The organism is Rhodococcus sp. (in: high G+C Gram-positive bacteria), from assembly GCF_049286785.1.
Lineage (GTDB): Bacteria > Actinomycetota > Actinomycetes > Mycobacteriales > Mycobacteriaceae > Rhodococcus_F.
Genome location: NZ_JBAQEO010000495.1, coordinates 1 through 5,640 on the forward strand (window position 1 = coordinate 1; position 5,640 = coordinate 5,640).

General features: G+C 65.8%; 4 protein-coding genes. All 4 read left to right on the forward strand.

The window, feature by feature from the left end; genetic code table 11:
• Positions 1-611 (forward strand): hypothetical protein (locus tag WAW17_RS17630; protein ID WP_422334227.1); only part of this gene is annotated, 611 nt, incomplete at its 5' end.
• A 12-nt stretch (positions 612-623) separates the two neighbouring features.
• On the forward strand, positions 624-2,879 hold the full coding sequence (locus tag WAW17_RS17635) for a hypothetical protein (protein WP_422334228.1): 2,256 nt from the start codon (positions 624-626) through the stop codon (positions 2,877-2,879).
• The gene (locus WAW17_RS17640) at positions 2,879-4,471 is read left to right on the forward strand and encodes a hypothetical protein (protein ID WP_422334229.1); all 1,593 of its coding nucleotides are present in this window, start codon (positions 2,879-2,881) and stop codon (positions 4,469-4,471) included. The genes WAW17_RS17635 and WAW17_RS17640 overlap by 1 nt, the downstream gene beginning before the upstream one ends.
• An 18-nt stretch (positions 4,472-4,489) precedes the next feature.
• Positions 4,490-5,640 (forward strand): hypothetical protein (locus WAW17_RS17645; RefSeq protein ID WP_422334230.1); only part of this gene is annotated, 1,151 nt, incomplete at its 3' end.

Consider the following 5,640-nt stretch of genomic DNA (forward strand, 5'->3'; position numbering starts at 1 on the left):
GTGCGGTGGTGCTGTTGGTCGTGGTGCTGATCGCCGTCATGACCTCCGGTGGGGACCCCGGCGAGGACACCGGCTCGGATGCGATCCGGACCGCACACGGCCCGAACACGATCATCGACGGAGTTCCGCGTGGTTACACCCGCGATCAGGCCGGCGCGCAGACAGCGGCGGTGAACTTCATCCAAGCCCTCGGACAAACCCACCAAGGACGGATCGACGGAGCGAAGTTGCGTGAGCTCGCCGTAGGTTCCTCGCCCAGCCCCGCGCTGACCACGGTTCTCGACTCGGCGAGTGGCCGCGAGGAGTCGAAAGGCACGGTCAACGGTGTGCCGCTGATCGTGACCGTCACCGACTTCACTCAAGACAACGCAACGGTGTCGGAATGGGGAATGGGTGTGGGCCAGTCCCCGCTCGACGACACCGGCAAGGTCGGAGTGCTCGCCGTGTACTCCACCACCACAGTCACCTTGGTGTGGGAAGGCGACGACTGGAAGGCCGTGGACTGGAAGTTCACCAACGGACCGGACCTCGAAGAAGCGCAGTTTCCGGCCGCCGATTCCCCGCTGGCCAAGCAGGGCGCGGGCGGCTTCTACAGCTTCTACGTCAACTAAGGGGTGGGGCCGATGATGTGGCGCAAACTCGTATTGGCGTTCTTCGCCATCATGTTGCCGATGTTGCTCTGTGCCAGCCCGGCTGCAGCGCAGCCCGCCGCGGTACCAGCACCCGGTCCCGGCGGGTCGGCTGCCACGAAGTCGGCCAAGGAATTGCCCGCCGGATTTCCCGCTGATCTCAAGCAGTTCGTCGCCGGGACCGACGAATTCAAGTCCGCACCCTGGTTCAGCAGTGACTGCAAGGACAAGGGCGGGGATATCGGCCAGTACGTCGGATCGGTGATGACCCAGGAGAACCGGTTGCTGTACTGGACCTCCGCTGAGGACGCCCGCCTGGCCATGTGGGGTCCGGCGGTGGCGATGAACCAGAACCCGGCACTGGCCGAGGCGATCGTCGCTGCAGGCGGCGAAGGCACCGCGATCACCGGAGTTCGACTTGACAACGAGAAGAACAAGAAGGCGGTCCTGTCGATCACCGACGAATCGGTATTGGCCAGTGTGTACCCGCCTGTCTACCCCGCCGGAGACGCCCGACGGCACCCGCCGACGCCGACGTGCGCCGACGACGTCGCGGGGTGGACGACGAAGACCTCGAGCACCTGGGGCTTCGACTGGGCGAAAACCCCGGATGCGGCCTCGCTCAAGGCCATGAAGTCGCAGCCGCATGCGGACATGGTGCCCGAGAGCGCATGGAACGACACGTGCGCCTCGGACGCCCCCGCTGCGCTGTGCATGCACGCGATGTTCGTCAACTGCGACAAGACCAACCGCATGGACGACAAAACGGCGTGCACGGCCTGGAACACCAAGATCGGTGCGCTGTTCGGCGAAACGATGAACTGGATCGACCAGAACACCAGCTTCTCCGACCGCCTCGAAACCGGCCTCGAATCGGCGTTCAAGGCAACACCGCAGTACAAGGCCGGAAAGATGTATGCCGACGGGTTCAGCTGGGTGTGGGACCACACCGTCGGCGCCCTCGGCGGCGTGGTCGATTTCGTCAAAGACCCCTCAGACGTGATCGATTCCTGGGCCAACAAGTTCAAAAAGTCCGCGATCTCGACCACGAATGCAGTGCTGCACGGGATGGCCGGGGTGGGGGAGTTCGACCCGACGAACCAGTCCTTCCTCGGCATGTACGCGGCATCTGCGGGGCTGGGAATCCTGGTGATGGCCGTGATGACGCTGCTGGCGATCTACAAATCCACCGACGGCAGCCGGCCACCGATGGAGCTGGCGAAAGACCTCTTCGGCTACATGCCGGCCGGGATCATCGCGATGATGTTCGCCCCGCTGATTGCGCAGATGGTGATCTCCCTGGCCCACGAAATCTCCAACGGCCTGCTCGACATGATCGGCACCTCCACCGACGAAGTGGTCGGCAACATCTCCTCGGTACTCGGACCGCTGACCGATGCCACGCTGGTCGGTGGTGCCATCGCCGCGATCGTGGGCTTCGGACTGCTGTTCCTCGGTTCGCTGTCGATGTTCTTCGGGTTACTGATGCACTCCGCGGCACTGCCGTTACTGGCGGTGGTGTGCGCGATCGCATTCGGGATGTGGGTGCATCCGGTCTGGCGGAAGAAAGCCCTGCGCCCGGTGATGACGTTCCTGGGGATCGTGTTCTCCAAGCCGTTGCTGTTACTGCTGCTCGGCACCATCTTCGCCGTCATCAACACCTCCGCCCAAGGTGCAGTGGCCGATGACGGGGAGCTCGAATCGCTCGGTCAACTGTCGCTGATCGCAGTGTGTTTCGTGATCCTCGGGCTGGCTCCGTTCACCCTACTCAAGTACGGCCCCATCCTGCCCACCTCCGCCGATTCCGCGGACTTCGGCTCGAGTGGTTCCTCGGCCGGTCAGGTCATCGGTTCGAGCGCCGGGATGTATCAGATGGCAGCCGCGGGCGGCGGTGGAGCCGGAGCGCACAACGCCGGCGTCGCGACGGCGCCCGGCCGTGATTCCGGTGGATTCTCGGGTGGAAGTGGGGGTGGGCATACTCCGTCTCCCGCTGACCAGCGGTCCGCGTCGAGCACTCATGCTGCCAGCGCCGGCCATCAGACCCAGTCCCCGTCCGGCGGCCAGGGCGGCGGCAAATCCGGGGCGAGGAGCGCGGCGATGGGCAGTGCGGAGAAGAAGCTGGTCGGCGCCGCAGCCGGGGCAAGTACCGCGATGGTCGCCCCGATCGCGCTCGCCGCGGCCGGTGCGGCGATGAACAAGACCGCCTCAGCGGTGCAGAACGCCCCAGAACACGCGGACGGAGACAACTGATGAGTGAGCAACGCACAGCGGTCCTGGGCCGCGAAATCGCCCGCCGCGGCATCCTCCCGTTCCCCGAACCGGTGGTGATCGCGTGGTGCGCCACCGTGGCTCTGGCCATTGCCGCGCTGTTCATCGTCGGCCAGTCGTGGCAGGTCCTGCTCTTCGACGCACTGGTGATCATGTCGGTGCTGGGGGCGACGCTCGAGATCGATCACCGCGAGTCCTACGCCAGCCGTAAAGCGAAGGACATGCGGAACAAGCAGCGCCGCAAGCGCGGTGAGCACATTTTCATCAGCGCCGGTGACCCACTGTTCGGTGATCCGGACGCGGACCCGGGCTGGGACAAGCCGGTCCCGCTCTACCGGGCCGAACCGGTCGATCTGACCGGGACCGGTCTCGATGACATGTTCATCATCGAACAACGAACCCCGGGCGATAACGACTACTACTCGGTGGTGATCGCCATGCAGGGTCTCGCCGAGGGGTTGCGCGGTGACCCGGAGTGGGCGGTGACCTCGGCGGCGTTCGGGCGAACCCTGGCCAGTTTCGCGAAGCGGGGAAGTTTCATTCGTGGTGCCGCCATGCTGCATCGCAGTGTCCCGGAAGACTTGGTCCCGCATGAGACCTGGGTTGCCGAGAAGATCAAGGCGATGGGCCCGGCCGCGCAGGTTGTGGTGGCGGCGATCCGCTCCTACGGCCAGCTCATCGACCGGATCCGCCCGTACTCGGAGGGGCACCGCTCCTACGGGGTGCTGATCTTCCCGAAGTCGGCGGACCTGTTGGCCGAAGGTGCTCGGATCGCCCGCCGCAAGGACGCCCCGCTGATCGGTGGTATCGCGCAGGTCATTCGTGATGAAACGATGCGCGCGGTCGGCGCTCTCGAGCGGGCCAAGATGGGCCGGGTCGAGGTCTACGGCGAGCAGCGGGCGTGCGCGGTGATCCGCGCCTGCCTCGACCCCTCCTTCCCCCTCGAATCGCACAAGGGCGTGCGGTGGGAAAACTGCTGGCCCTCGTACATCGGCGGCGAAGACACCGTGCAGGTGGCGGGGAAATGGCACACCCGCGTCGGGACCATCCCGCCCCGGTCCATCGAACCGGTCGAACTCGGGCCGCTGTGGCTGGCGCCGTTGCTGACCGGTGTCGACCCCGATCCCGGGGACGACGAGATTCCTGCCGCACCGACGATCCGAACAGTCATGGTGCGTATGGACTTCGTCGAAGCCTCCAAAGCGCGTGAGGCGGCCAAGGTCGATGCCACCCAGGACAAGGCGAAGCAGATCGACGAGCAACGCAAGGGCAAGACCACCGACGGCACCTCGGAAGTGATGGCCAGCGCCTCCGCGCGCCGGCGCGAAGACCTCAAGCCCGGCACCCAACACCACGGGCTCATCTACTCCATGGCGGTCTCGGTCACCGGCCGCGACGAGGATGACGCGCTAAGGGCATGCATGCGGGTATCGCAAGCCGCCGACGACTGCGGCATCTCCGAAATCGAGTGGCAGAAGAACCGGCATGACGTGGCGATGTTCATGACGCTGCCCCTCGGCCGCGGCCTGGCAGCCACCAAGCACACCCGCGTGAAGTCGACCCGCCTTCTCTGATCTGGAGCTACCACCATGATGAGCAACGACACCACCACCACGCTCGAACACCGGGCCACCCACCGGGCACCCGGCCGTAAAGCCGCTCGCCGCTGGCGGTTCACCGGCGGCCGCAACAAACTCGCCGCCCTCACCCCGGACGAGGTCGCCGTCGCGGACGCCTACCAGGAAATCCCACCCAAGGTCACCCGCCGGGCGGCACCGACCCGGAAGAAGTGGCTCGACCGGTGGGGCTGGTACGAAATCCGCCTCGAAGGTTCCTGGACGAGCACCCGGCAAGGAGAGGCGTTGAACCTGGCCACCTCCCGGCGCTCGGTGCGCCACGAAGGCCTGATGACTGGGCTGAACAAGATCTCCCAGTCGATGGTGATCACCGACCCGTTCGCCCTGTACGGCTCGGAAATCGAGAACATCAACATCGCTGTTGTCGGCGACATCGGCAAAGCGAAGTCCTCGCTGATCAAGACCGCGATGTGCCTGCGGCAGTTGACATTGCTGCGACAGGTCGTCGTCATCGACAAGAAGCGCCAGCGCACCAGGGGTGAATACAGTGGCATCGCCGACTTCCTCGGTGCCCGTTCCATCCGGTTCCGCACCGGCACCCAAGGGATGCGGCTGAACCTGCTCGACCCGGCCATCGCCTCCGGTGGTGCCCGCGAAGACGGTGTCGCCCCGGCCGGCCAGGAAGCCCTCGTCGGCGCGGTCATCGAAGACACCATGGGCCGCGAGCTCACCGAGAAAGAAAAGACCGCACTAGATCTGGCGCTCAAGGTCATCAACGCCCGTGCCCGCGCCGAGAACCGCGAGCCGATCCTCATCGAACTCGCCGGCGAGATGCTCGACCCGAACCCGGACGGTGCAACCGTCCTCGGTCCGCTGTGGGCGGACGAGTCGCGCCGGTGGGGCATCGACCCGGGGTTGGCGTTGCGCCGGTTGTGCGAGGGGGACCTCAAGGGCCTCGTCGACGGGGCCACCTCGCCGGAAGTCCGCGAAGCGCTCGATCACCCGTTCGTGCACTTCGATGTTTCCGCGTTGCCCACCAAGGGGCCGGCGCTGCGAGTGATCATGACCGTGATCAACACCTGGCTCGCGAATGTCCTCGCCTCCCGCTCTGCCGACCTGAACCAAACGTTGTTGCTGGTCGAAGAGGGCTGGCATATCGCGGACGG